Annotated in this window: 21 protein-coding genes; 16 read left to right on the forward strand and 5 right to left on the reverse strand. The window is 47.9% G+C overall.

The features are described 5' to 3' along the window. Positions 1-252: 252 nt before the first annotated feature. The 3 genes from MHB85_RS03250 to MHB85_RS03260 all read left to right on the forward strand — a co-directional run bounded on the left by MHB85_RS03250 (position 253) and on the right by MHB85_RS03260 (position 2,749). Entirely contained in the window at positions 253-984 is a 732-nt protein-coding gene (locus MHB85_RS03250; protein ID WP_091018771.1) for an ABC transporter ATP-binding protein, read from the forward strand. Between the two features lie 21 nt (positions 985-1,005). Further along, entirely contained in the window at positions 1,006-2,253 is a 1,248-nt protein-coding gene (locus MHB85_RS03255) for an ABC transporter permease (protein ID WP_091018770.1), read from the forward strand. 112 nt (positions 2,254-2,365) lie between these two features. Then, the gene (locus tag MHB85_RS03260; RefSeq protein ID WP_091018768.1) at positions 2,366-2,749 is read left to right on the forward strand and encodes a hypothetical protein; all 384 of its coding nucleotides are present in this window, start codon (positions 2,366-2,368) and stop codon (positions 2,747-2,749) included. A 176-nt stretch (positions 2,750-2,925) separates the two neighbouring features. Here the strand turns inward: MHB85_RS03260 and MHB85_RS03265 are convergent, their stop codons facing one another. Beyond that, positions 2,926-4,194, reverse strand: a complete 1,269-nt coding sequence (locus MHB85_RS03265; protein WP_091018765.1) for a BaiN/RdsA family NAD(P)/FAD-dependent oxidoreductase — start codon at positions 4,192-4,194, stop codon at positions 2,926-2,928. A 195-nt stretch (positions 4,195-4,389) separates the two neighbouring features. Between MHB85_RS03265 and MHB85_RS03270 the strand changes: the two genes are divergently transcribed. From MHB85_RS03270 to nadE, 3 genes are all read left to right on the forward strand, one after another. Next, positions 4,390-6,084, forward strand: coding sequence for a two-component system sensor histidine kinase NtrB (locus MHB85_RS03270; protein ID WP_179198607.1), 1,695 nt, complete (start codon positions 4,390-4,392; stop codon positions 6,082-6,084). A 222-nt stretch (positions 6,085-6,306) separates the two neighbouring features. Continuing rightward, complete coding sequence (locus MHB85_RS03275; RefSeq protein WP_091018761.1) at positions 6,307-6,741, forward strand: BrxA/BrxB family bacilliredoxin; 435 nt, start codon at positions 6,307-6,309, stop codon at positions 6,739-6,741. A gap of 139 nt (positions 6,742-6,880) precedes the next feature. Continuing rightward, positions 6,881-7,690 carry an ammonia-dependent NAD(+) synthetase gene (gene nadE, locus MHB85_RS03280; protein ID WP_091018759.1) on the forward strand — a complete coding sequence of 270 codons (810 nt, stop codon included), beginning with the start codon at positions 6,881-6,883 and terminating at the stop codon, positions 7,688-7,690. A 160-nt stretch (positions 7,691-7,850) separates the two neighbouring features. Here nadE and MHB85_RS03285 read toward each other — a convergent pair whose 3' ends face one another. Then, complete coding sequence (locus MHB85_RS03285) at positions 7,851-8,666, reverse strand: alpha/beta hydrolase family protein (protein WP_091018757.1); 816 nt, start codon at positions 8,664-8,666, stop codon at positions 7,851-7,853. Positions 8,667-8,915: 249 nt separating this feature from the next. Here MHB85_RS03285 and acpS point away from each other — a divergent pair, with 249 nt between their 5' ends. Both acpS and mutY read left to right on the forward strand, forming a co-directional pair. Beyond that, complete coding sequence (gene acpS / locus MHB85_RS03290; protein ID WP_091018755.1) at positions 8,916-9,314, forward strand: holo-ACP synthase; 399 nt, start codon at positions 8,916-8,918, stop codon at positions 9,312-9,314. Between the two features lie 29 nt (positions 9,315-9,343). Then, the gene (gene mutY, locus MHB85_RS03295; RefSeq protein ID WP_341072373.1) at positions 9,344-10,708 is read left to right on the forward strand and encodes an A/G-specific adenine glycosylase; all 1,365 of its coding nucleotides are present in this window, start codon (positions 9,344-9,346) and stop codon (positions 10,706-10,708) included. Positions 10,709-11,020: 312 nt separating this feature from the next. Here the strand turns inward: mutY and MHB85_RS03300 are convergent, their stop codons facing one another. Further along, positions 11,021-11,632: a superoxide dismutase gene (locus MHB85_RS03300; protein WP_036614138.1), complete on the reverse strand. Its 612-nt coding sequence runs from the start codon at positions 11,630-11,632 to the stop codon at positions 11,021-11,023. Positions 11,633-12,052: 420 nt separating this feature from the next. Here MHB85_RS03300 and MHB85_RS03305 point away from each other — a divergent pair, with 420 nt between their 5' ends. The 8 genes from MHB85_RS03305 to MHB85_RS03340 all read left to right on the forward strand — a co-directional run bounded on the left by MHB85_RS03305 (position 12,053) and on the right by MHB85_RS03340 (position 18,968). Then, positions 12,053-12,478: a GNAT family N-acetyltransferase gene (locus MHB85_RS03305; RefSeq protein ID WP_017690782.1), complete on the forward strand. Its 426-nt coding sequence runs from the start codon at positions 12,053-12,055 to the stop codon at positions 12,476-12,478. 347 nt (positions 12,479-12,825) lie between these two features. Beyond that, complete coding sequence (gene lepB, locus MHB85_RS03310) at positions 12,826-13,410, forward strand: signal peptidase I (protein WP_074096722.1); 585 nt, start codon at positions 12,826-12,828, stop codon at positions 13,408-13,410. A gap of 171 nt (positions 13,411-13,581) precedes the next feature. Next, on the forward strand, positions 13,582-15,462 hold the full coding sequence (gene queG, locus MHB85_RS03315; protein WP_341072376.1) for a tRNA epoxyqueuosine(34) reductase QueG: 1,881 nt from the start codon (positions 13,582-13,584) through the stop codon (positions 15,460-15,462). Positions 15,463-15,477: 15 nt separating this feature from the next. Further along, positions 15,478-16,509 carry an HD-GYP domain-containing protein gene (locus tag MHB85_RS03320; protein ID WP_017690779.1) on the forward strand — a complete coding sequence of 344 codons (1,032 nt, stop codon included), beginning with the start codon at positions 15,478-15,480 and terminating at the stop codon, positions 16,507-16,509. A 165-nt stretch (positions 16,510-16,674) separates the two neighbouring features. Beyond that, positions 16,675-16,938 carry a YneF family protein gene (locus MHB85_RS03325; protein WP_017690778.1) on the forward strand — a complete coding sequence of 88 codons (264 nt, stop codon included), beginning with the start codon at positions 16,675-16,677 and terminating at the stop codon, positions 16,936-16,938. Between the two features lie 97 nt (positions 16,939-17,035). Continuing rightward, positions 17,036-17,629 carry a GTP cyclohydrolase I FolE gene (folE, locus tag MHB85_RS03330; protein WP_036668229.1) on the forward strand — a complete coding sequence of 198 codons (594 nt, stop codon included), beginning with the start codon at positions 17,036-17,038 and terminating at the stop codon, positions 17,627-17,629. Positions 17,630-17,818: 189 nt separating this feature from the next. Then, on the forward strand, positions 17,819-18,673 hold the full coding sequence (locus MHB85_RS03335) for a lipoate--protein ligase family protein (protein WP_210110382.1): 855 nt from the start codon (positions 17,819-17,821) through the stop codon (positions 18,671-18,673). 70 nt (positions 18,674-18,743) lie between these two features. Beyond that, positions 18,744-18,968, forward strand: a complete 225-nt coding sequence (locus MHB85_RS03340; protein WP_036614132.1) for a hypothetical protein — start codon at positions 18,744-18,746, stop codon at positions 18,966-18,968. Between the two features lie 148 nt (positions 18,969-19,116). On the opposite strand, the gene MHB85_RS03345 is transcribed toward MHB85_RS03340, so the two are convergent. After that, positions 19,117-20,397: a Fe-Mn family superoxide dismutase gene (locus tag MHB85_RS03345; protein WP_341072378.1), complete on the reverse strand. Its 1,281-nt coding sequence runs from the start codon at positions 20,395-20,397 to the stop codon at positions 19,117-19,119. Positions 20,398-20,545: 148 nt separating this feature from the next. After that, complete coding sequence (locus MHB85_RS03350) at positions 20,546-21,571, reverse strand: alpha/beta hydrolase (protein ID WP_341072379.1); 1,026 nt, start codon at positions 21,569-21,571, stop codon at positions 20,546-20,548. Positions 21,572-21,709: the final 138 nt, after the last annotated feature.

The raw sequence follows: 21,709 nt of genomic DNA on the forward strand, positions 1-21,709 counted from the left end.
GGACAGAAAGAACCTGAAGAAGCGGAGCTAAAAGCTTTCTGCAAGAAAGCTACTTCGGAAGCATATTCTTCGCCTTTATCCCCCGATTTTCACCTTGTCAAATTGATTCAAAAAATCGGGGGATAACAGCGATCGGAAGGTTGTTCTGTCATCGGAGTGTGCAGTGTAACTGGTCTTTAGTTCAACGGATATAGATTACAATAAAACATAAAGAACGAGTTAAACACCTGATCAGAACAGGGAGTGAATAATATGGGAATGGAATATAAAAGCAAGGAAGTACAAGAGTCCATATTGGACGTACATATTACCGAGGCAGGATACGAGCCGGGACAATCGACCATACGCAATATTCGAATGAGTGTGGCGCGAGGAGAACTGGTAGGTATTATCGGACCAAATGGTGCGGGCAAAAGTACCACAATCAAAACGCTTCTTGGTCTGCTGGAACATGCGAACTATGAAGTGACGATTGGAGGAGATGGTCGTTATGCCTATATCCCGGAGCAACCGGTTTTTTACGAATATATGACCCTATGGGAACATCTTGATCTGGCGGCAGCGGCATATGAAATGGAGGAAGAAGCTTTTGTTGCCAGAGCGGAGGAACTGTTGATTCGTTTCGGGATGGACCATGTTCGAAATGATCTTCCAGCCAGTTTCTCAAAGGGCATGCGGCAGAAAATGATGTTGATGATCGGATTTCTGTCTTCACCGGATATCTATATTGTGGACGAGCCGTTCATCGGGTTGGACCCTCGTGCAACCAAGGATTTTCTGAAATTACTAGATGATGAACGTCGCCGCGGCGCGGGTGTGCTCATGTCTACGCATGTGCTGGATACCGCTGAACGAATCTGCGACCGGTTTATTCTGATTGCTTCGGGCAGATCTGCTGCCGAGGGAACATTGGATGAGATCCGTGAAGCGGCAGGATTGCCGGAAGCCTCTTTGTTTGATTGTTTTGATGTACTGACGTCTTAGATAGAGAGAGGGTGAGAGAGAATGGAAACTTCCCAGCGTTATACCCCACTTCGTTTATACAGACGAAGACGCAAAGAGCACTTCAGGGAACAGATGAAAAATCTCAGACTCGTCGTGGATTGGACAGTGTGGGTATACCTGCTTGTTCCGGGTCTGCTCTATCTAATTGGATGGTACACGAGTCTGTGGACCAAACCGCTTCCTGCATGGGCGACAGGGTTACCGCTTCCCGTACTGACTGGGCTGATTGACGTCGTTATGCTTACCGGTGGTGTGTTGATATTTGTGGAGGAAGCGGATGTATTGTTTCTGAAATCAAGGCCGTTGTGGATGCGCACGTTAATGAGACAAGGGCTCTACCGGTCCTGTCTGCAACATCTGGGCAAAATGATCCTGATTACAGCGCTAACCGCACCCCTGTGGTCCCGTGTCTATGAGATGTCGAATCTCCAGATTGCACTTATGGCTGTCTGGTTTGGTGCAGTAGCTTCATTCCAAGCCATAACACTACATATGACGAAGGTTCGACATACAGGATGGCGGCGTTGGATTCAGATGATCCCTCTCGTCGTTGGCATAGGTTACATGACCATTCATGCGACATCATGGATGCATGGACAGACGTGGAAAATCAGTTTTGGAATCGTAATTATCATGCTTCTTCTAATTACAGTTGGACAGATGAGGCTATTGATGAAGGGAACGTTTGAAGGGGATGTGCGGGAGGATCTGCGGAGCAGGCTGCAGCTTACAGCTCTAATGTTAAGCCGGGCGGTGAGCAAGCCGAAAGCCCCACGAACACGGTCCATCATCTTCCGCAAACCGCGTAAACTGTTACGCAATCGTTCCATCGCGAATCGGACAGCGGAGATTGCATACAAGGCATTTTTCAGGAACTCAGCCACGATGAAATTGTATCTGCAGCTTGGCGGACTATCCATCGCAGCAGTTGCCTTGCCACCTTTTCCGGTCAATGTCATCGTGTGTGCGTTATTAATCATCATGTTGACGGTGATGTTTTATCGTTCCTGGGATGTTTTTGCCACGTCCGACTATGTTCAGCTCATAACGTATGATTCGGAGGCGCTGCATCTTGCGGGTTCAATGATGGTTCGGATGTTGTTCATCCCGATTGGTATTCTTATAGGATTCACGCTGGGATTGGCCTGGCTCGGCTGGATCGTCGGTATTCTGACAGCTGCAGGTACGGTGGCCTTCGGACTTTGTGTGTTATCTATTGCCGGATGGGTTCGGCTTACCCGTGGCTAAAGGAATTCCTTTCTAATTCGGAGCATATCGTGCGCTATAACTGACCATGCTATAGAAGAAGAATCTCATCCATGGATGATGAGAGATTAGCTGTAGCAAGGAGGAAGAGACGATGATGGATAATAGCGAACTACAGGTGCACTTTTCAGACGATTCAGCGTTGAATGCCGCAAGGGCAACCTTGGAGGAATTGGGATATAAGCCATATCAGTCCGGCCCGCTGGAATTGTACATCCCTACAGATCGCCAAGATCCTCAGTCTGCCGTAGAGATTGTACAATCTCATGGAGGAAGTGCCGTATTTGCCTCACAGACGGAAGAACTGGATCAGTTTCAGAATATATCAATTCCGGCTCATCTCGTGAATGAAGACTGGAATGAGGGTTATGCAAACGGAAACCAGGGAAGCCAGACGGAGCAAGGCAGACATAACTATAGCGATGACCCGACATACGATGATTCGGCTGATGGATTTTCAGGCAGTGTGAAAGCATAGAAGCATCACAAGCTAAGAGCAGTTCGAGCCAATTTTTCTAAAATGGAACAATGCCCAAAACCCCCGATCTTCCACAGATGTGGATATCGGGGGTTTTGGCATCTGAAGCAATTCGTCGCTGATGATGCCATTAGGCATGATTCGTAATCAAAAGCGGACTTTTTGAACAACCTCTATTATAGTTTAGCGTGTTTATATTCAGCTGCATGCATACCAGCCGTATATCCTGTGGAGAATGCAGCGGTGATATTATACCCTCCAGTGTAGCCGTGAATATCCAAAACTTCACCGCAAAAGAATAGTCCAGGCAGCAGCTTGGATTCCATTGTTTTTGGGTATATCTCCTTTAAGTGGATTCCTCCCCCAGTAACAAAGGCTTCTTTGAGCGATCTTGTTCCGTCTGCACGGAAGGTAAAAGCCTTCATTAGCCCACACAAGTTGCTTAACATACCTTTGGGAAAATGGTGGAACGTAAGGTCATCGCTGATCTCTGCCCGTTTCATCATTAAGGGAATCATACGTTCAGGAACCCATGTTTTTAAAATGTTTTTGACAGCCTTGCGGGATTCTTGTTCCAATACCTGTTGCACCTGTGCTTCCAATGCACCTGGGGACAGCTCCGGGAACAGATCAATGCTCATAATGACCTGTGGGTTTCCAGTCTTCATCTGTACTTTGCGGATAAATTGGCTGCAGCGCAGTGCAACCGGTCCAGACACTCCAAAATGCGTGAAGATCATATCCCCGCGATGAGAGATGACTGTTTTTCCTTTGGCATCCACTACGGATAGAGCGATATCCCTTAAAGACAAACCTTGCAGTTCTTTGGACTGAATCCAACTCTCCCCAGACACAATGGGCACTTCGGTTGGATATAATTCTGTAATGGTGTGACCCGCAGCCTCAGCCCAGGGATAACCGTCTCCGGTAGATCCAGTTTGAGGTACGGATTTGCCGCCGGTAGCGATGATGACAGAGCGTCCAAGAATGGTTTTACCGGATATCAATTTAACACCCTGTACCTGCTGACCATTCTGAATAATTTCCTTGACCGGTTCTTTGGTGCGAATCTCAACGCCGAGGGAGACAATCTTGCCTACCAGCGCATCCACAACTGTTTTCGCTTTATCGGTTACAGGAAACATTCTGCCGTTGTCTTCTTCTTTCAGGGCAATTCCGAGATTCTCGAAGAAACGCATGATTCCCTGGTTGTCCAGATTCTGAAACGAACTATATAAAAAGCGTCCATTACCGGGAATATGTCGGATGAGTTCATCCGTTTCCTTGGCATTGGTTACATTGCATCGACCTCCGCCAGAGATGCCGAGTTTACGACCCAGTTGATCTCCTTTATCCAGCAGAAGCACGGAGGCTCCATGCTCGGCAGCAGCAACGCAAGCCATCAGGCCCGCAGATCCACCACCAATTACAATGACATCATACATATGTTATTACCCTCTTTTTTCATTGATTTTGTCTGTTTTACGTAAAATGTGTCTACTCCTGGCTTTTTCTGAAATATAATGGAGTTATGAGCAGTTCTATTGTGCAGTCTTAAGGGATATATTGTAATATACTGTCGCCTATGTTTTAATCAGAAATACATGAGGGAATGTGCAGGCAGAGGAGGAGATGGCATTGTGGTTGCGTTAAAGGACATGCTTTTACAAGTACTGCTGGCAGGGTCGGCGGTATTTCTGATTCCCTTATTCCGTTTGGTACTCTCCAAGCGGGTTATTGCCAGAATGGAACATGACGGAACCGTTCATACCAGTTTTGCTGTGACAAGTGCCCTGAGCATGTTATTGTGTCTGCTGTTTGCGCTCTATGCAAGCCCGGTGGCTGTACCCATATCATTAAGCATCGTACCTGTAATACTTGTTATTTTGTATTGTAAGTCCGCTATAGGCGTAACGCTGTCCATTCTACATATTCTCTTCTATTTTCTTTTTGCGCATCCCTATGAGCTGTACGGATTTCTCCTTCATACGGGCATTCTTCTCTATCCTATTGTATGGTTGTCTGCCAAACGATTCAAGCATAATACACCTTCACGCAAAATGGCGATCCTCATCATCCTGATTACAATGGAACTGGTTGTAACGAGTCTGTTATGGATCGCATCCCTCCAGAATGAATCCACGTACTCTGCGACCTACATGATACTTACAGCACTTGGGTATACCGCTGGAGCCATTGTTGCGGGCAGTCTGAGTCTGCTATGGCTGGAACGGATGAAGCACTATCGCGGGCTGGAGCAGCATCTCTCGGAAGTCCACCATCGATACATAGCCGAAACGGAGAAACTTCATCAGATTCTGAACGCAGTGCCTCTCTCCATTGCCACTGTAGATAAACAAGGCACAGTGATGTTTGTCAATGAGATGATGGAGCATACCGCAAGGGAGCAGCTACCTTGTACCTCCACACCTGATCTCATTGGACAGCCTGCCAGTCAATTTGTTGAACAAGGTCAGGCGGATAAGATGGATAAAAGCATTCGCAGAGCCGTCGTTCATGGTGAGATTAGTGGGTTGACCGTTCGTTACGGTGCACACGTATTTCAGTCTCGAACCGTACCGATTTATGCCTTTTCAACAGAATCTGCAAGAGAAGTTACAGGAGCCATGCTGATCATTCAGGATATCACGGAGCTTGAGATGTTGCGAAGTGAACTGGATAATGTGGATCGTCTCAGTCTGGTGGGGCAGATGGCTGCAAGCATTACGCATGAGGTGCGTAATCCAATGGCGGTTGTGCGTGGTTTTCTTCAACTTATGCAGGAAAAGAGTCCTGACTCCCTCGATCACTATTACCGGATCGTTCTGGAAGAGCTGGACCGGGCCAACAGTATCATTAATGATTTCTTGTCTTTGGCTCAGAATCGTATTGCCGAGAAAGAAGAATCCCAGCTTCACGATATCATACATGAACTCAGTCCGTTGTTATGGGCGGATGCGAACCTGCGTGGTCAGAGTATAGAACTCATGTTGGCCCATAATGTGCCGAAGCTGCATCTCAATTCTAAGGAAATCAAACAGGTGGTGTTGAACCTGGCCCGTAACGGGATGGAAGCCATGAATGAGAAGGGTGTTCTTACGCTGGAGACGCGGATTGTGGATGATAAGGTGGAACTGTGTGTACGAGACACAGGGCCTGGTCTACCCAGAGTGAAGAAGGAAAAGCTGTTTGAACCTTTCTATACGACAAAAGCCAAGGGGACCGGACTTGGATTGTCCATGTGCCTGAGTATTGTGGAACGACATAACGGAACCATTACTGTGGAATCGGAGGAAGGCCAGGGCACGACCTTCAAAGTGGCATTTGAACGTTAGTCATTCAGCATATTTTGCCAGACATTGAGACATAATATTATGGAAGAAGCCTTTCCGCAGGCGGTTTCTGAATCTTGCTTTCATTGCTTATGGATGTATAATAGGAATAGCACATCATTACATCCATAATGTTCGATATGAATGTAACGTTGTTTTGGAGAGTTTATTGGCCTTTAATTCGATCGAGATCATAGAACAACCATTTATAAGGAGTGAAACCGAATGTCGATGTCATTTGATCAATACATGAAAGATATGGTTCAACCGATGCGGGATGATTTAACTCGTCTGGGAATCCAGGAGTTGCGTACTCCTGAAGAAGTGGAAGCAAGTCTTCCGGATGCAAAAGGAACAACGCTGGTTGTCATTAACTCTGTCTGCGGATGTGCCGCGGGTCAATGTCGCCCAGGTGTGTCCCAAGCACTTCAGCACGATATTACACCGGATCACCTGTACACTGTATTTGCTGGTCAGGACAAAGAAGCCACTGCAAAAGCACGTGAATTCTTTGCACCGTATCCTCCATCTTCACCGTCCATCGCTCTGATGAAAGACGGAGAACTCGTTCACTTTATCGAGCGTCATCAAGTGGAAGACCGTTCTGCAGAGGATATTGCGGCTGATCTCAAAAGTGCATTTGACCGTTACTGCCGTTAATTCGCTCCAATAGAACGCCCCGCCCTTCGGATCACCGATGCCGGGGCGTTTCATTTTGGATAGATAAGGTTATTGAACCATTCGGACCTTTCAAGCTGGACATCAAATTTCATTCATTTAGAAACGGGGTGTGTGAACGATGAGTTTGCAACAACAGATCATCGCTGAATTGAAGGTTAAACCAAGCATTAATGAGGAAGAGGAAGTACGCAAGCGTGTTGATTTTCTGAAGACGTATGTGAAAAATGCGGGTGCCAAGGGTTTGCTGATTGCGATCAGCGGCGGTATCGACAGTGCAGTGGCTGCGGCGTTGTGCAAAAAAGCAACGGACGAGCTTACGCAAGAGAACAACCAAGAGTACAAAACGCTTGGTGTGTTCCAACCTTATGGTGAACAATCCGATATCGATCACAGCTACGCTGTAGCCAAAGCATACGATCTGAAGCATGTCGTGGAAACCAATATCGAAGATGCAGTGAACGAGATTGCGCTGGAAGTGGAGCAAGGGTTCAAATCCTTGGGCAGCCCACGCCATATGACTCACCAAGGCAAAGGTAATGTTAAGGCGAGAACTCGTATGGTTATGCAATATGCACTATCGTTTGAAGAAAACCTGCTTGTTGTAGGTACGGATCATGCGTCCGAAGCTATCACGGGTTTCTATACCAAATGGGGCGATGGCGCTGTGGATATCACGCCACTAAGCACCCTGAACAAACGTCAGGTGCGCCAGCTGGCAGCATATCTGAACGTGCCACAAGCTATTTTGGACAAGGCACCATCTGCAGGACTATGGGAAGGTCAGACGGACGAAGATGAACTGGGAATTTCGTATGAAGCGAACAGCGACTATCTCGAAGGCAAACAGATCGATCCGGCTGCACAAGAGCGCCTCGAAGCGTTCTATACGCGCACACATCACAAACGTAATGCCATTCCTGGTATCTAATACGGGTGGATGAACATGATCGTTATAGGCTGTTAACACCAACATTGAAATACCGTCCCTCTTAGGGAATGCAAAAAGAGTCACTGCTCACGCAGTGACTCTTTTTGTTATGTGGAACGAGAAACCGCAAAAATCCAGGTGACTACTATATAAAGATGTGTTAGCTATTCCAGTCTTTGATCTGTTGCAGGGTTTGGGTGATGGCTTGCTCCAGTTGCGGAGTGGTTTCTTTAAATGGGTGAACGGTGTTGAAGGTGTGGTTTCCCTCATTAATCTGGTGCCACGGGATATCAGGGCGTGCTTGCACAAGTGCGGCAGAACCGTCCCGCAGACGTTGGGGATCTTCTGTTCCCTGAATGAGTGCGACTCGCACAGGTGAAGAAGCCAAGCGGTCAATGATAGCGTAACGTTCGCTATGCTTGTCCAGGTCTTCCAGAATAGCCACGTCCAGTGGCATCTGCTGGCCTGTTCGTCCGTTAACGACATGGCTGCGGCCATGCGTACGCATTTCTTCTTTTTGCTCCGCTGTAAAGAGATCCAGATTGGTTACGCCATTCCAGGAGATGACACCTGCCACCTGCTCGGGGTGATCCAGTGCATAGACGAGACTTACGCCTGCACCGCGGCTATGGCCAACCAGGTATACAGGAAGTCCAGTGAGTTCAGGTTGTGTAGCCACATATTCCAGTACCAGGGCCAGATCGGAAAGCTCCCGGCTGTAGGTATTCACTGCGAACTTTTCAAGTTCAGAGAATTGCTCCAGATATTCGCCGATACCGTTGTGAGAGAAATTAAAGGTCAGCACATGATGCGTCTGGCTTAGCTGTGCAGCTGCGTAGGGGAACATACCCCAGTCTTTGAAGCCTTTGTATCCGTGAGCCAGAATGATGACACCTTGAGCGGGTTGTTGTGCAGGGAAAAAGTCTCCGCGAATGATCGCATCTACGTCAGTGGGCAATTCAAAAGTTATGGGCATTATTCAGACCTCCTAAGAATTTCAGACGATTCCTGATTCATATTTTAGCATATATGGTAATGCGGATAGGTACTCGCTTCTGATCGCCCCTCCTGCTACAATAGAATACGTGTTCGGAGAGTTACGGATCATGTGATTGAATGGAGATCTTTTACAATGCATGTTCAAAAAGAGCGGTTTTCAGTACCAAGAAGGTGGAACTTTTGAACAACCTCTTACAGTATAAAAGATTAAGCGGGTGAAGCGTTGATGATATATGGCATAGGCAATGATGTGCTGGAGATTGGACGTATGCGGAAGCTGCTGTCCGGTCGCCATGCGGAAGCTTTCATAAAACGAATTTTAACGTCAGCAGAGCGGGAGATCGCAGTTCGTCGAGGGAAGCGGATGACGGAGTTTGTATCCGGTCGATTTGCAGCGAAAGAAGCGGTGTCCAAGGCATTTGGCTGCGGTATTGGTGGCATAATGGGCTTCACTGACATTGAAGTGCTGCCTGATGGGACAGGACGTCCAGTGGCCTCGTTGTCCAGTCAAGCCTGGGAACGTCTGCAGTTGCCATATGATAAGCAATATGACATTCATTTGAGCATTACACATCAGACGGAATTGGCAGCGGCCTTTGCGATCGTGGAGCAGATGGAAAAGTAGTTAGCTTGGTAATAGGAGAGGGCGGAAATATGGGTTTACAGGAACAGAAACAACATTTCAGCGTGAATTTGCTGGACTGGTATATGATCAACCGACGGGATTTGCCGTGGCGGCGCCACAACAATCCGTATTTTACATGGGTATCGGAGATTATGCTTCAGCAGACTCGGGTGGATACGGTAATTCCGTATTTCAATCGTTTTATCGGGAATTTCCCGACCGTACAGGCGTTGGCGGAAGCACCCGAAGAGGATGTGTTGAAAAATTGGGAGGGACTCGGTTATTACTCCCGTGCACGTAATCTTCAGGCAGCCGCGAGACAAGTCATGGAGCTGCACGGAGGCGAGATGCCGCAGGACAAGCCTGCTGTCTTTGCATTAAAAGGGGTTGGCCCCTACACGGCCGGGGCCATTCTCAGCATTGCCTTCAACCAGCCGCAACCTGCGGTAGATGGCAATGTCATGCGGGTACTGTCCCGATACTTCCTCATCGATGAGGACATTATGAAGGGCAGCACCCGGGTGTTGATGGAAGAGCTCGCAGGAGAGCTCATTCCGGAAGGGCGGGCGCGTGATTTCAATCAGGCGCTGATGGAGCTTGGCGCGCTGGTATGTACACCCAAAGCGCCGCACTGCCTGACTTGCCCGGTCATGGAGCAATGTTCCGGCCGTATTGCCGGAAGAGAGCTTACACTGCCGGTCAAGACCAAGGCGAAGCCGCCGCGCCCTGAGCAGCGGCTGGTCGCGATTGTGGAGGGCCGCGGGGATCATCGCGGCCAAGTGCTTGTGCGCCAGCGCCCAGACACGGGCCTATTGGCCCGCATGTGGGAGCTGCCGCATGTGCTCGCGGCGCCCGCCGCAGCCAGCAAGAAGGCGGCGCCGCTGGCGGATGAGCCGGCCATGGCATTGCTGGCCGGCAGTCTATGGGCGGAAGGCTTCGCTGCCCGCCCGGAAGGGCTGGCTACCCATGCGGAGCATGTGTTCAGCCATATTGTCTGGAGCCTGCAGGTGTACAAGTGTACCGAGCAGGACCAGAGCAGTGAGCTTCCGCTAATCGCAGCGGAAGCCAGAGCCGCCTACGATGCACAGGCGGCAACAAGGGAGGGCACAGCCTCATTATCAGCTGTGTCACCTGAGTCAGACATAACGCATTCATCGGAGCCAGGCATGCCTAAGGCGCAGAACATCGCAACATCGCTTAACGAGGGAGAGATGTTGGCACCATCTGATGTTAGTGACCTAGCGCTGAGCACTCCGACACTGACTGGTAAAGGCGATGGCTTGACCTACCGCTGGATCGGACCGGAAGACATGGACAAGATGGCATTCCCTAACATATTTCTGAAGCTGATCGGCAGTTATTTTGCCGGTGCGTTTGATCAAGTGAAGGATTAAATGGGGAAGCTAACGAACCCCAGAGGTCTTATTATGCGGATATACCACAATTATAAATTCTAACGAACCTGAGTGACGTTATCTTAGCCAAATCAACCCAAAAGTGCGCATCAAAGCTCGTATTTGGGGAAATAGCTACTCTGAGATTCGTTAGGTTCGCGATACGATGAAATATGGAGCAATAGCGGGTCCTGGGTTCGTTAGAAACAAAACACCCATTAACTATAGCGATAGCAAAAAGAGAGCCTGATCACGGTCACAACGACCGAATCAGGCTCTCTTTTATGTTAACTGTTGCATACTAAAACAGTCTTATTTTGCAGAAGCGTAACGTTTGTTCACTTCATCCCAGTTGATTACATTCCAGAAAGCGGCGATGTAGTCAGGACGTTTGTTTTGGTAGTTCAGGTAGTAAGCGTGCTCCCATACATCCAGACCCAGAACCGGAGTCAGACCTTCGAAGAGAGGGCTGTCTTGGTTAGGTGTGCTAGTGATGGACAATTTGCCATCTTTGCCAACTACGAGCCAAGCCCAGCCGGAACCGAAACGAGTTGTAGCTGCTTTAGCGAAATCTTCTTTGAATTTATCAAAGCCACCCAGTTCGCTATCGATAGCTGCTGCGATATCGCCTGTAGGAGCGCCGCCGCCGTTAGGTCCGATGATTTCCCAGAACAAGCTGTGGTTAGCATGTCCACCACCATTGTTGCGAACCGCTGTGCGGATGCCTTCTGGTACGCTGTCAAGGTTAGCGATCAGATCTTCCAAACTTTTTTCTTGCAGTTCAGGAGCGCTTTCCAGAGCTGCGTTCAAGTTGGTTACATAAGTATTGTGATGGCGATCGTGGTGGATTTCCATCGTTTTTGCATCGATATGTGGTTCCAGTGCGTCGTTAGCGTAAGGAAGTGCTGGTAATTGAAAAGTCATAATGAAATACCTCCTGAGATTTTAGTTTTTTTTGAAAATAGGTACATATGTAATAATACCCTTGCCACTAATATTAAACCGCATTCGAGCTAATTAAGCAACATTTTTGTTTATTAAGTCCCCCGAGGCGTTGATCTAATGATGGGCCAGAGATAACAAACATATTTTACCCTTTATGCAACTATTTATGTGTTATAAGGCGTTTAAATGGACGAAAAGTTTAACATTCGTATGTAAACGGTTACAATTAAGCGCTTTCAAAAGAAAATGCGTGTTTTATGGAGAAAAGTATGGTTTAATTGACGAAGAAGCGGTATTTTCTCGTTTTTTGTCATTATATGAACATTGGGTTTTTGGTAAAAAGGGATTCCCTTTTTGTAAAAAACCTCATCTAAGCTAACGAAAAGGGAGATTTAAGACATGCACGTTCGTTCCTTTCAGTTGAGTGATGCAAGCCAGATGACGGAGCTTCTCCAGGTTGCACTATCGGAAGAGTGTTATGAGAACACGATGGGCCCGTTTGCCCGTCAATTGTCATGGGATTCTGACCTGATCATGGTTGCGGAAGAAGAGGGAGACCTCGTCGGCGCTTTGATCGGTACGATTGATCACAACCAGGGTTGTATCTACCGTATTGCGGTACATCCAGACTATCGTCGCCGTGGAGTCGGCAAAACACTTGTCGAGGCTATGGAACAGCGGTTCCAGCAGCGTAAAGTCAGCCAAGTATGGGTGGCGGGTGATGAGCACAACAAAGTAGCCATGCCTCTATATGAAGCAATGGGTTACGGTGCCAATCAGATTATGAGCGCTTTCCAGACTCTTAGTATTTTGTCCAAAGCTTAGTTTGCATGTTTAAAAAGAAATAAAAAAAAGATTTTCATTTCATATTAGGCATATCTCTTTAACGTGTAAGAACGTGAGGGATGTGCCTTTCTATTTATATGATTGTTCTTCACGTCATATTCCTCTGGTTTCCTCATTTTCTGAACATGTTTCGGAGTCTCCGAATTCTGTTTAAATTAACGCGATTATCCCGGCTGTATTCACGATAACGAAGGTACTGGTGCTCATAACCAATTGTTTCACTCTCCCAAATGAAGTAGACTGAAAGGGAGTGTGGTCATCAGGTTACAAGTTTAATTCAACTATTTAATAAATGAGGTGTCCCTTTGAATTCCAATCATCATTCAATGGAACATGTGACTTCCGAGCAACGAAATGAACCGTCAAAGCCTGAACAACCGGGAAAATCCTGGGTTGTCGAGCTGTGGGACTGGGTCAAAACGATTGTTGTTGCTTTTGTAATCATGATGCTGCTGAACCTGTTTGTGTTTAATCTGTCAATGGTCAAGGGACAGTCCATGCAGCCGACACTGGTTGAGCGAGATCGCCTTTTCGTCAACAAAATCGTATACCATCTGGGTACTCCTTCCCGATCAGATGTGATCGTACTTCGTGATCCAAGTGAAGGTGTGGAGAAGAAGGATTTTCTGGTGAAACGGATCGTTGGACTTCCGGGAGATACAATTGAAGTTAGGGATCACCATCTATATGTGAACGGTGAGCAACAAGCGGAGACGTACACCGATATTGAGGTGCAGGACCCTGATTTTGGCCCAATCACACTGGAACCGGATCATTTCTTCGTGATGGGGGATAATCGTCATGAAGGCAAAAGTAAGGATAGCCGAGTGTTTGGCAGTATTACATCCGACCAGATTGTAGGCAAGGCTGAATTTATTTTCTGGCCGTTTTCTGAATTGAAGAAATTGTAAAATGCTTACAGGACAACAACTTCAGACTGCATTTTGCGTTAAACCATATAGACTCGTTCCGTTTGAATTCAAATATGTAAGGCATATATAGAAATTAACGCCTGTCCTCTTACCGTGAGGCGGGCGTTCACTATTTACGGAATAAGTGTCGGAAGAAGAGAGGGAAGAGAAATGACGAGCGTACAGACCGGGGCAGCACAGGATGCCTCTGTATGGGAGAGGTTAAAACAGGAGATCAAGGCAGCTGGCCCCGGACTGGGCATTGATGATATCGGATTTGCTTCGGCTGATCCTTTTGTTTCCCTGAAGTCGCTGCTGGAGCAGTCGCGGGATAAAGGGTATGCTTCAGGTTTTGAAGAGCCGGATATTGAAAAAAGGGTGCACCCCGCCTTAAAAGATGGCGAGCCTGCTTCACTCATTGCAATAGCCGTGGCATACCCATCCAAAATGGTGAATCCGCCGAAATCGGAGCCTGGTGCGTATCGAGGTATTTTTGCCCGTTCGGCTTGGGGTCAGGACTATCATCAGGTCCTGCGTGCAGCGATGGACAAGCTGGTAAATTTTATACGTGAACGTGTGCCTGAGGCCATGATCGAAAGCATGGTAGACACCGGAGCACTGGTGGATCGTGCGGTGTCCCAGCGTGCGGGGATTGGTTTTAGCGCCAAAAACTGTGCCATTATATCACCCAAATTTGGTTCATGGATTTTTCTCGGAGAACTGGTAACGAATATTCCTTTTCAACCAGACACACCTGTGACCGAAGACTGCGGTGAATGTACAAAATGTATCGATGCCTGTCCTACAGGAGCATTGGTGGGGCCGGGGCAGTTGAATTCACAGCGTTGTATTTCTTTTGTAACCCAGACGAAAGGGTTCGTGGATGAAGAATTTATGCTGAAAATAGGCAACCGTCTGTACGGTTGTGACACGTGTCAGATCGTATGTCCGAAGAACCGGGGCAAGAACTGGGATCACCATCCCGAATTTCACCCTGATCCGGAGATTGTGAAGCCGTTGTTGCTACCACTACTGGACATTGGTAACCGGGAATTCAAGGAACGTTTCGGTCAGAGTTCCGCCGCTTGGCGGGGCAAGAAGCCGATTCAACGCAACGCCGTTATTGCCCTGGGCAATTTCAAAGACAAAAGTGCTGTACCCAAACTTACAGAAGTATTAAAACGTGATCCGCGCCCCGAGTTGCGGGGAACCGCAGCCTGGGCGTTAAGCAGAATTGGAGGAGAAGACGCCATGAGAGCAATTGGGGAAGCTGCCGCTAACGAACAAGATGGGAACGTACTAAGCATGCTGCAGAAGGCCGAGGAGCGACTGAGTTCGTCCGAGACCTTACCCAAACAGCCACAGGCTGGGCAAGTGAGTGAAAAGCAGCCAGAGGAACAGAACAACGAGAACAATGCTTTACGTGCGTTACAACAGGATTTGAAAATGGAAGCTGGGATTGAACCGGGTAGTGAGCAGTCTGCACAGCCTGACAAACCGGAAGCCGCAGCGTGGAAACCTTCAGCCGTTACGGGTCTTCATGGCAAGCCCGTATACTACGATGAGGTACTGACACCGATTGGTACTCTTACGTTATGCGCGACGGATGAAGGGCTGTGTCATATTGATTTTGGCGCCTTTCACGTACGGGAAGCTCATCTGCAACAATGGGCCCGCATCTGGATTGGCGAGTATCGATATGAGAAGAATGAAGAGAAGCTCAGCGAAGCTGCAAAACAGTTAAAGGAGTATTTTGCAGGGGAGAGAAAAACGTTCGACTTGCAGCTTGAACGGCTTGGAACACCATTCCAGCTACAAGTATGGCAAGTACTGTCCGATATATCTTATGGAGAGGCCTCATCACACCAACAGGTTGCGGAAATCATCGGCAGACCCAAGGCTGTTCGTGCAGTTCTGGACGCCATTAGCAAGAATCCGATTCCGATTATTATTCCCTGTCACCGTATCAGTGGTAAAGACGGTACCCTGGTGGGTTATGTAGGCGGTCTGCAAACCAAGGAGCAATTGCTCGCATTGGAGCAGCTATCGTAAGAGCGGGGGACGTTCATGAAGTATGTAAACGTGGAGAGCGTGGAAGCGGGGGAGCTTCTGGGCAAGACGGTATATTCCAGTAACGGCACGGTATTGCTGTCTGCCGGAGTCCAGCTCACCGTATACATGGTCAATACGCTGAAGCGTATTGGCGTGACCATGTTATACATCCAGGATGAAGCGTATAAAGATGTGGATGCAGAAGACATTCTGGATGAAACCACGAAACGGGCAATAATTAACGAAATGAGTGTCACACTCGAATCCATTCGATCCGGGAAAGACTGGAGTCCGAGAAAGGTTGCCCTCAGTATAGAGAAGTTGCTGAATGATGTACTGAACGGGCGTGAAATGCTTGTGCAGCTCACCGATATTCGTACCAAAGACAATGCACAGTATGTTCATGCGATGAATGTATGTTTGTTGTCTTCGGTCATCGGACTGAATATGGGACTCAATTATAATCAACTGAAGGACCTTGCTGTGGGGGCATTATTGCATGATATTGGCAAAGTGGGGGAACCTCCTGGCAGTGGCTCTGCTGCAAATTCTTCGCTGCACCATACATGGCGTGGATTTGAAGTGATTAAGAACAAACGGGAGTTCAGTCTGTTGGTCGCCCATACGGCCCTGCAACATCATGAGCATGTAGATGGTACAGGCATGCCGAGGGGAATCAAAGGGAGTGACATTCATCTGTTTGCGAGAATCGTTAGTGTGGCTAATATCTATGATAATCTCATTAATGGTTTATCCAAGGACAGTTTGATGCCACATGAGGCCTGTGAAGAGATGATGGCGTTGTCTGGTACGAAGCTGGATCGGGACATTCTGATTGAGTTCAACAAGAGTGTATCCGTGTATCCCAATGGTACAGCGGTACGACTGTCCACCAAAGAGACTGGAGTCATTGTGCGTCAACATCGGGGATTGCCCGGCAGACCTGTAATCAGGGTGGCACGCGGAAGTACGCGTTATTCTCTGGATGTGGTTGAAATCGATCTGGCTCAGCATACAACCGTTTTCATTGAAGCTGTCATGACGTAGCTTGTGTGCGGTTCAACTGGAAAATCCGTTTGCTCAAGGCGTGCGGAAATGCTATGATACTTTCAGGAAATCCGGTCTGTGTCAGGTTTGCAACATGTGCGCTTAACATCATGAAGTGACACGGATTATCAGGCTTTTTAGAATGCATACAGAGGTGTCTAAGAGATGGATATTGTTATACCGATTATTACATTGATTGTTGGTCTGGTCGGGGGATTTTTCATCGGGGTGTTCTACTTGCGTAAACAACTTGAGAAAATGCAAAGCAATCCGGACATGCTTCAGAAAATGGCGAAGCAAATGGGCTACAACCTGAATGGCAAGCAAATGCAGCGTGCCCAGCAGATGATGAAGAATCAGCAGCCAGGAGCGAAAATGCCTCAACCGCAACAGCATCCTGCGCGTAAAAGTTCGGGCCGCCGAAAATAATAGCAGGGAATAACTGCTTAAAGTGCGTGTTCAAAAAGTTGGGTCGGACTTTTTGAACAACCTCTTACAGTAGTGGTTCGAAAGGAGGCGTTTGGCAGTGGCTGGCGTTAAAGATTATTTGAATTCAAAAGTATCCGACAATCGGGAGAAGATCGAGTATCATGTAGAGCAGATCCTGAAATTGATCGGGGAAGATAGTACACGTGAAGGGCTGCTTGAAACGCCTGCACGTGTGACCCGAATGTATGAAGAAATTTTTGGTGGTTATGAAGTAGATCCACGCGATGTGCTCGGTGTTACGTTTGACGAGAATCATGAAGAACTGGTTATCGTTAAGGATATTGTCTACTACAGTCAGTGTGAGCACCATATGGCGCCGTTCTTCGGCAAGGTACACATTGGCTATGTACCAAGCGGCAAGATCGTTGGTCTGAGCAAAATGGCTCGTCTGGTCGAAGCAGTAACACGTCGCCTTCAAGTTCAGGAACGTATTACTTCACAGATTGCTGACATTCTGACAGAGGCCGTTGAACCTCATGGAGTTATGGTCGTTGTGGAAGGCGAGCACTTGTGCATGTGTTCCCGCGGCGTGAAGAAACCGGGAAGCAAGACGGTAACGTCTGCTGTACGTGGTTCTTTCCGTGAGAATCCGGCACAACGTGCGGAGTTCTTGTCTTTGGTGAAAGATTAAGATCAGGTATGTCCACACGCTGGACAAGCCGGATGTGTAAGTTCCTTTGGTTTTGGAAGCAGTAGTTTCTAAGCCATAGGATGTGATATAAATAAGCCGTGTTCCCTGGGAACCGGCTTATTTATATATGTGTTGTCATTCCTATATACTGGATACATATGAATTCGTTAAGCCGGAGGTAATGGAACGATGAGTGTACCTTCCCATTCAGATCAACCGGTTCAGCCGGAAAAGGGACTACAGGCAGATCAACAGGCTACATTGCGTCTGCAAATCTGGGAGACACCACTCATGCGACAAGGGAGTAGTGTACTCGAAGCTTTTGCTTGGGAAGAAGTTATGTGCAGGCGGGTTGGGGCAGGGCATCTACCTGTTGCACATATATGGAGACACCCAGCTGCCTTTGTAGCGGGTCTGCGTGACCGCAGGTTGCCACAGGCTGTAGAAGCGATGGAACAGATTAGAAGCCAAGGTACAGCGGTCTGTGTTCGGCCTTCCGGTGGAGCGGCAGTACCCTTGAACCCAGGGGTAGTTAATGTGTCACTGATTCTGCCTAATCCCGGACATGCCATCAATATTCATGATGATTTCCGGGAGATGGCTTCGATTATTGCCGAGTCGCTAACGCCGTGGTCGAATCAGGCGCAAACTGGTGAGGTTCAGGGTGCTTTTTGCCCGGGAGATTATGATGTCAGTGTAGGTGGCCTAAAATTCTGTGGTATTGCCCAGCGTAGACAAGCAAAGGCGTATATTATTACTGCTTTTATTATTGTGGAAGGTCAGGGAGATCAATTGGCAGCGGCCGTGCGACAATTCTATCAGCATGCAGCAGGCGGGGCGAGTGAAGGATATCCCGATGTTCAGCCTGGCACGATGGCAAGTCTGAAAGAATTGGCAGGTGTACCTTCAGCTGCGGCATATACTGCGGCTTTGGTTCGCACACTGCGCGATCGCTATCCGCAGGCGGAGACCAGCAGGGTGCTTAGCGTTGGTTCTGAAGAAGTACGCGTGACAGCTGAGCAGATGAAGCTGCGCTACGATTAACACTTTTTACTAGGGCTTGGAATTGGTTAATAGAGATGATATGATGTGATTTCGGAAGGAGAGTGTTAGGGTGGACACATTGAGATATACGTATTTATATGAGGTTGTATCAACAGGCGAAAAATCCGAGTTCAGCCAAATGGCAACAAGCAAGGAAGAGGCTGCTGCACTGATCGTTGCACGTATAGCCGATCTGGAGTTTACAGATGAGTCTGATATCAAGCTGGGCGATCTGATCTCCATTAGCAAACAGGTTGGCGACAACTATGTGGCGTGCGAGGGCTGTGCTTCTTAAGTGAACATTTAGAAATAGGAAGTCTCTCAAAATACAAGCAAGTCTCTTTTTACAGGAGGCTTGCTTTTTTGTATACACCAAAAAGAGATATCTTTCAGTCATTCGGCTGGAGATATCTCTTTTTTCTCTAATCGATCTAACCCCAAGCTTAGTAAGGCGGCCACAACAACTTGCGTGCCGTTTCGTAACGCTCCGCAACAGCGGGCCAGTAGACAACGTTCCACCAATCCTCAATATATTTTTTGCGTTCATTCTGATGTTTCAGATAGTAGGCATGTTCCCACACATCCAGTGGCAGGAGCGGTACGATATCGGACTGGGACAGGTTCTGGTGTTTTTCCGCCTGCAAAATCTCCAAACGATGTGCTCTCGGGCTCCAGACAAGCATCGCCCAGCCACTGCCTTCCACTTTATTCGCGGCTTCTGTGAATTGATTCTTAAACGCTTCATAACTTCCGAAATCTCGCTTGATCTGCTCTGCCAGCATACCGGAAGGTTTGCCGCCGCCAGCAGGATTCATAATCGTCCAGAAGATCGTATGCAGGTAGTGGCCAGCCCCGTTGAAGGCGAGTTCACGTTCCCAATGTTTGATGAGTTCAAAATTATTCTTTTTTCGCGATTCCGCCAGCTTCTTCTCTGCTACATTTAATCCGTCCACATAAGATTGATGGTGTTTGTCATGATGGATACGCATCGTCAGCTCATCAATATGTGGCTCCAGCGCATTGTACGCATAGGGAAGAGGGGGCAGTGTGTGCCCTCCAATGGGAACCGGCTTTTCTTTTACGGGAGGTGCTGTAGTGCTGGGTGTGGCTTGTGTTGTTACGGTAGAAGGCGGTTGAACGGTTGCAGATTGGATCTGAGCTGAAGCGGCAGGTGCATTTACATTCCCCTCTGGAGAAGTTGGAGCTTCTGAAGCTTGGCGATGGACGCTTCCGGACCCTGACGTATGAAGCGCATTTTCCAGAAAAAGTGATGGCTCCGAATCCGTTTCACGCAAGATGCCCGGTTGGCCAAGAGTATCCAATACGCCCAGAAAATACTCCGATTCGCGGATAAAATGCAGAATGAGTACTTTGGCAAGCGGAACAGCTTGCACAGCAGCACTTTGTTCCAGAAGAACATACAGCTGTTTGATGAACTCTCTCGATTGCTGCCGAGCTGCCAGCACAAGTTGATCGATACAACGAACCATGTAGGGAGCAGGTGGATGGGTTGCGGGCAATAGTTGTTTTAAAAGCTGATTGGCTACTCGCTCACTGTTTGCAAAGGTAACCTCCCATTCCTCCAGCAGCTTGACGTATGGGGGCTCCAGATCAGGAACCAGGGCACGGATGACGAGTGTATGTTCTTTCTCTTGCTCTTTCCAGAAACGAATTTCCTCCAATGTCCGCAGAGGCAGCAGGTGACCATATCCATACCAGTTCATCTATGTTGAACCTCCTTCAGATGAAATTCATTGCATGCAGACCGTCTGTTCATGCGTCACAAGAGTATATTCCGCGAGCTTGTTGTCCTATGAGTGCAAAAAAAAAGCCCCTGAGGGCTCTGGAAAAAATTCAATGATTAAAATTTGGTTATTGTCCATTATTCGTGTTCTGCACATCGTCACTGCTTGTTTTCGTTACATGACTGAGGAAAGTTGAGACACGACGCAGATATTCCTTTGGATGCTCCCGGAAGATCAACTCATGATGCGCATCCTGGACAATCCATACATCGGAGTACGGATTGGTCTGGTTGGCGGCGAGTTGCTCCGCAATTGGATAAGGTGCCTTCTCGTCCTCTGTACCATGGATGAAGAAAATCGGGAACGGATACTCTTCCTTTTTCACTTCCTGGTATGGAATCTGTTGTAATCCGGTACCATTCAGAACAGGGAACAACAGCTTCATGATCTCCAGTGTAGGCTGACGTGGCAGATCGATCTGGTTGTGAATGTTGTGGTACAGTGTATCTGGCTCCAGCAGGAACGCACTGTCCAGTATCATTGCATCCACTTCCTTCGTAATCAGTCCGGTTTGTAACGCTGTACCGGCACCCATCGAGAAGCCCCAGACAACCAGTTCCTGCGCACCACGTTGCTTGGCGAACTGGATCGCACCGAGCAATTGCTGTGACTCAGCTTTGCCACCTGTGGCTACAGCTTTGTTCACCTGTGAGGCGAAGCCATAATCGAACATGACCACGTTGAACCCAAGTTGATGAGCATAGTGTGCCAGGTCATACATGGGAACCCATGTTTCTTCACGATTGGCACCATAGCCGTGACTGAAAATAATCGTTTTGCTTGCAGCATTGTCAGCAGGTATATACCATCCCTGCATCGTCCGGCTGCCATCTGCTGCCGGGAACGTGATGTCTTCGTACTTCATGTTCTTGGCTTGCATCGGATTGGAGAAGACCGGCGCTACAGTAGGATTGGATAATACCCATGCGATATAACCATGCAGTGCAATAAAACAAAACAGTAGAAAAAATACAACGGAGAGCAGCAGCGCTACGATAATATGTTTGAACCGAATCAGCCTCGGTGATAAGGAAGAGGGCAGATCGGACACTTTTGTTTGCAGCGGGGCTTCGCTCTGGGATGTTGGATACATGAATGCCCCTCCTTTGAAGTTCAGTTGAAGATAACAACGACATGAAAAGAGAATTGCGTCGATTTCAGAGCCTGCTTCAGAGCGATATCTTAATGTAATATATCTTTATCGTATGTTCCAATATAGTCAAAGTCAATT

The sequence above is a fragment of the Paenibacillus sp. FSL K6-4396 genome (assembly GCF_038002525.1).
GTDB classification, from domain to species: Bacteria; Bacillota; Bacilli; order Paenibacillales; family Paenibacillaceae; genus Paenibacillus; species Paenibacillus amylolyticus_B.

What these genes read in the sequence shown, in the direction of transcription:
- MHB85_RS03285 (WP_091018757.1), bottom strand. Translation starts at nt 8,666, where the DNA reads ATGCCCATAACTTTTGAATTGCCCACTGACGTAGATGCGATCATTCGC.
- MHB85_RS03350 (WP_341072379.1), bottom strand. Translation starts at nt 21,571, where the DNA reads ATGTATCCAACATCCCAGAGCGAAGCCCCGCTGCAAACAAAAGTGTCC.
- MHB85_RS03300 (WP_036614138.1), bottom strand. Translation starts at nt 11,632, where the DNA reads ATGACTTTTCAATTACCAGCACTTCCTTACGCTAACGACGCACTGGAA.
- MHB85_RS03320 (WP_017690779.1), top strand. Translation starts at nt 15,478, where the DNA reads ATGAAGTATGTAAACGTGGAGAGCGTGGAAGCGGGGGAGCTTCTGGGC.
- MHB85_RS03305 (WP_017690782.1), top strand. Translation starts at nt 12,053, where the DNA reads ATGCACGTTCGTTCCTTTCAGTTGAGTGATGCAAGCCAGATGACGGAG.
- MHB85_RS03260 (WP_091018768.1), top strand. Translation starts at nt 2,366, where the DNA reads ATGATGGATAATAGCGAACTACAGGTGCACTTTTCAGACGATTCAGCG.
- lepB (WP_074096722.1), top strand. Translation starts at nt 12,826, where the DNA reads ATGGAACATGTGACTTCCGAGCAACGAAATGAACCGTCAAAGCCTGAA.
- acpS (WP_091018755.1), top strand. Translation starts at nt 8,916, where the DNA reads ATGATATATGGCATAGGCAATGATGTGCTGGAGATTGGACGTATGCGG.
- MHB85_RS03275 (WP_091018761.1), top strand. Translation starts at nt 6,307, where the DNA reads ATGTCGATGTCATTTGATCAATACATGAAAGATATGGTTCAACCGATG.
- queG (WP_341072376.1), top strand. Translation starts at nt 13,582, where the DNA reads ATGACGAGCGTACAGACCGGGGCAGCACAGGATGCCTCTGTATGGGAG.
- MHB85_RS03335 (WP_210110382.1), top strand. Translation starts at nt 17,819, where the DNA reads ATGAGTGTACCTTCCCATTCAGATCAACCGGTTCAGCCGGAAAAGGGA.
- mutY (WP_341072373.1), top strand. Translation starts at nt 9,344, where the DNA reads ATGGGTTTACAGGAACAGAAACAACATTTCAGCGTGAATTTGCTGGAC.
- MHB85_RS03325 (WP_017690778.1), top strand. Translation starts at nt 16,675, where the DNA reads ATGGATATTGTTATACCGATTATTACATTGATTGTTGGTCTGGTCGGG.
- MHB85_RS03255 (WP_091018770.1), top strand. Translation starts at nt 1,006, where the DNA reads ATGGAAACTTCCCAGCGTTATACCCCACTTCGTTTATACAGACGAAGA.
- MHB85_RS03265 (WP_091018765.1), bottom strand. Translation starts at nt 4,194, where the DNA reads ATGTATGATGTCATTGTAATTGGTGGTGGATCTGCGGGCCTGATGGCT.
- MHB85_RS03250 (WP_091018771.1), top strand. Translation starts at nt 253, where the DNA reads ATGGGAATGGAATATAAAAGCAAGGAAGTACAAGAGTCCATATTGGAC.
- nadE (WP_091018759.1), top strand. Translation starts at nt 6,881, where the DNA reads ATGAGTTTGCAACAACAGATCATCGCTGAATTGAAGGTTAAACCAAGC.
- MHB85_RS03345 (WP_341072378.1), bottom strand. Translation starts at nt 20,397, where the DNA reads ATGAACTGGTATGGATATGGTCACCTGCTGCCTCTGCGGACATTGGAG.